Origin of the sequence: Maribacter sp., from assembly GCF_039968975.1 — a bacterium.
In the GTDB taxonomy this organism is placed as follows: domain Bacteria; phylum Bacteroidota; class Bacteroidia; order Flavobacteriales; family Flavobacteriaceae; genus Maribacter.
The window spans coordinates 1-3622 of record NZ_JBDVOT010000013.1; the positions used below are offsets into that span (position 1 = coordinate 1).

5 protein-coding genes and 1 pseudogene are annotated in these 3622 nt (G+C 32.7%); all 6 read left to right on the top strand.

Annotated elements, in window-relative coordinates; genetic code table 11:
• The first annotated feature begins 546 nt into the window (after positions 1 to 546).
• Entirely contained in the window at positions 547 to 807 is a 261-nt protein-coding gene (locus tag ABJI11_RS00565; protein ID WP_348348530.1) for a hypothetical protein, read from the top strand.
• Between the two features lie 331 nt (positions 808 to 1138).
• Positions 1139 to 1447, top strand: coding sequence for a hypothetical protein (locus ABJI11_RS00570; protein WP_348348532.1), 309 nt, complete (start codon positions 1139 to 1141; stop codon positions 1445 to 1447).
• A gap of 30 nt (positions 1448 to 1477) precedes the next feature.
• Positions 1478 to 1627 carry a hypothetical protein gene (locus tag ABJI11_RS00575; protein ID WP_348348534.1) on the top strand — a complete coding sequence of 50 codons (150 nt, stop codon included), beginning with the start codon at positions 1478 to 1480 and terminating at the stop codon, positions 1625 to 1627.
• A gap of 72 nt (positions 1628 to 1699) precedes the next feature.
• Positions 1700 to 2275, top strand: a complete 576-nt coding sequence (locus tag ABJI11_RS00580; protein WP_348348536.1) for a cob(I)yrinic acid a,c-diamide adenosyltransferase — start codon at positions 1700 to 1702, stop codon at positions 2273 to 2275.
• Between the two features lie 133 nt (positions 2276 to 2408).
• Positions 2409 to 2633 (top strand): DUF2795 domain-containing protein, encoded by a 225-nt coding sequence (locus ABJI11_RS00585; protein WP_027064442.1) that lies wholly within the window; start codon positions 2409 to 2411, stop codon positions 2631 to 2633.
• Positions 2634 to 2836: 203 nt separating this feature from the next.
• Positions 2837 to 3622, top strand: a pseudogene (gene secA, locus ABJI11_RS00590) (preprotein translocase subunit SecA); the annotation flags it as partial.

The window sequence follows — 3622 nt, forward strand, 5'->3', positions numbered from 1 at the left end:
TAGAGATCGAAACTGCACAAGTAGAGATGGTTCAGACAATAGAAAGTAATGATATTATTGTTCCAACAATTGAAACTGAAAACACAATTGAAGTTGCTAGATTATACAAGAACAAAAATAACAGAGTAATCAAAGCTTTAAAATTCTCAACTAAAATGAACAGCGCTAAGCTTTCTTAAAACAATAATTCAATTCCCTTTTCGCCCCACATCTTATCTACCCCACTTTCTTACCATTACCTACTTTTTAAGTTCAAGTTCAGGAATCAAATACAAACTCAAAAGTCAAATTCAATTCAAACAACTATTCAACTCTATAACCCACATGCTATCAATAGCTAGCTTATCACTTTAACTAAAGCTCTCAACACCAATACTTACAGTTATAGAGCTAACTACCGGATTCCGAATCTAATTAATTTTTCATCTTATCTCATTTTAATAAACGAACCCTATTTACCATTCGTCTACAGTTAAATGACGCCCACCGACTAGCGCTCAAATATGTTTGACCTTACCTGTACTTTAGCAGTGTAAAACAAATATTATGAAAATAATTATTCTTTTAACCGCTCTTTTCTTCACATGTTTCTTCGCTCAGGCACAAGCTAACAATGAGAATGTTTATATAGAGATCGAAACTGCACAAGTAGAGATGGTTCAGACAATTGAAAGTAATGATATTATTGTTCCAACAATTGAAACTAAAAACACAATCGAAGTTGCTAGATTATACAAAAACAAAAACAACAGAGTCATAAAAGCTTTAAAATTCTCAACAAAAATGAACAGCGCTAAACTTTCTTAATACAATAATTCAATTCCCTTTTCGCCCCAAGTTTTACCTACCCCATTACTTACCATACTTACTTTTAAACACAAAGTCAAATTCAAAAATCAAACTTAAGTTCACAGACAATCTTTACTTTTGACAAAAATTGAAAAAGTAACCGGTGTTTCGTTTTATATCTTTTATAAAATTTCTTCTAACCTCAAATAATCAGCACGGTGTTCATTCTCCATTTGTGTATGATTACATTACTAAGTGTCTCTATCTAAAAAAAGAATTAAAGCTTCCGACAACCTTAAAAGTCATCATTAAGAGTATAGGCTACTTTAAGTACAAATCAGTTTTTCTTGTGGGCCATCATAAAACATCCGAAGAAATTATAAAACAATATTGTAATAATATAACCTTCGTTGAAAACAATGCCGATATCATCTTAGCTCATATCAATGAACTAGATAAAATAAATATAGACTTCAGTAAACTACCAAACGACTGCATGCTACTTTTAGACGGAATACATCGGAACAAAAGCAATCTAGTAATTTGGGAATATCTTAAAACTCATGAACATGTTAGGGTTACTATAGATATGTTTTATTGTGGAGCTGTATTTTTCAGAAAAGAACAAGTAAAGGAACATTTTAAAATACGGATATAAACCAGTAATTTTAGACTAAAGCAAATCTTAATGAGCAGTAATACCATTTACATTACCCTTGGGGTCGTATTCGCTATATATTTAGCTATTCGCATTACCAGTAAAGGAAAATCCAAAGACCGAAAATCAAGAAAATTCATGGGTGATTATGAAAGAAAAAATAAAGGTAACAAGGAATAAAAGTCAAGCTATTATTTTAAACATTCATGTTAACCACAGTTTAACCTTTACTACTTTCTAACACTCATTAAGATGAAAATATATACTAAAACAGGTGATGATGGCACTACTGGACTCTTTGGAGGCACACGTGTTCCTAAACATCATATACGCATTGACAGTTATGGTACCGTAGATGAACTTAATTCTTGGATCGGGCTCATAAGAGATCAAGACATTGACTCTATATATCAAAATCAGCTCATTGCAATACAGGAACATTTATTTACAGTTGGTGCTATTTTGGCTACCAACCCAGAAAAAGAGATGCTTAAAAATGGTACAGAGCGTTTAAAAATAACGAAAGTAGGTACTACCGAAATCAACTTTTTAGAAGAAGCCATTGATCAAATGGATTCGCAATTACCACAAATGACCCATTTTATTTTACCTGGCGGGCACACAACAGTGTCATACTGTCATATTGCCCGTACCGTGTGCAGAAGAGCAGAACGCATTTCAACTTTATTACACCAAAATGAGCCGTTTGACAAAAATGTATTATCTTTTATAAATAGGCTTTCAGATTATCTCTTTGTATTGGCACGAAAATTGTCATTTGATTTACAAGCAAATGAAATAAAATGGGTTCCTAAAAAAAAGGACTAATAAATCCGTAATTTATTCGTTATCAATTAACAAATGCAAAAAAACGTATTGATAAGCTGAAATTTATTACTAATTTCTTTGCTGTCTCAATTTAAAAATTACTTTTGCAAAAAATTAAAATCAAAAAATTACTATGTATTGGACATTAGAATTAGCATCTTATTTAAGTGATGCACCTTGGCCGGCAAGTAAAGATGAGTTAATAGATTACTCCATCAGAACTGGAGCCCCTCTAGAGGTTGTTGAAAATTTACAATCTATGGAAGAAGAAGGTGGCGAAATATATGAATCTATCGAAGAGATCTGGCCCGACTATCCAACGGAAGAAGACTACCTCTGGAACGAGGACGAATATTAATATTCGATATCATAATATCTACTAAAAAGTCTCTTCGGAGGCTTTTTTTTTATGTAATTTTGACAGGTTCTTAGGTAATTTGGTCGAAAAATCAAGACTGGAATACCTTTTGCTCTTTAACAGCATCGATAATAAAATATTTTGAAAGCTATTTTGATCATCATATCTGACAGAAAAGCTTCAATTCTAATAGATTAAAATATATGAGTTTCATTAATTCCATCCTAAAGGCATTTGTTGGTGATAAATCACAAAAAGATGTAAAGGAATTGCAGCCTTTAGTAGATCAAATAAAATCTTTCGAATCTAAATTGGAAAGCCTTAGTCATGATGAACTTAGGCAAAAAACAATAGAGTTCAAAGAGGCTATCAAAGAATCTATCAAAGAAAAAACTGACCAGATCAGTGCTTTAGAAGAAGAGGTTAAAAACTCTACAGATATAGACAAAAACGAAGATATTTATACAGAAATAGACAAGCTAAAAGAAGAAGCATATACTATATCTGAAGATACGTTGAACAAAATACTTCCAGAAGCTTTTGCCGTTGTAAAAGAAACTGCCAAGCGTTTTGCAAATAACGAAACCTTACAAGTGACAGCATCTGAATATGACAGAACTTTGTCAGCTACTAAAGATTATGTTACTCTTGAAGGCATCAATGCTATTTGGAAAAATTCTTGGGATGCTGCCGGCAAGGAAGTTACTTGGGACATGGTACATTATGATGTACAACTTATTGGTGGTATTGCCATGCACCAAGGTAAAATTGCAGAGATGCAAACAGGTGAAGGTAAAACCCTAGTTGCAACACTACCCTTATACTTAAATGCATTAAGTGGTAACGGTGCACACTTAGTAACCGTAAATGATTACTTGGCAAAAAGGGATAGTGCTTGGATGGCACCTATTTTTCAATTCCATGGTTTAACAGTAGATTGTATAGAATACCACAGACCAAATTCTGATGGTAGACGTGCTGCGTACAAT

What these genes read in the sequence shown, in the direction of transcription:
- ABJI11_RS00565 (WP_348348530.1), top strand. Translation starts at nt 547, where the DNA reads ATGAAAATAATTATTCTTTTAACCGCTCTTTTCTTCACATGTTTCTTC.
- ABJI11_RS00575 (WP_348348534.1), top strand. Translation starts at nt 1,478, where the DNA reads ATGAGCAGTAATACCATTTACATTACCCTTGGGGTCGTATTCGCTATA.
- ABJI11_RS00580 (WP_348348536.1), top strand. Translation starts at nt 1,700, where the DNA reads ATGAAAATATATACTAAAACAGGTGATGATGGCACTACTGGACTCTTT.
- ABJI11_RS00585 (WP_027064442.1), top strand. Translation starts at nt 2,409, where the DNA reads ATGTATTGGACATTAGAATTAGCATCTTATTTAAGTGATGCACCTTGG.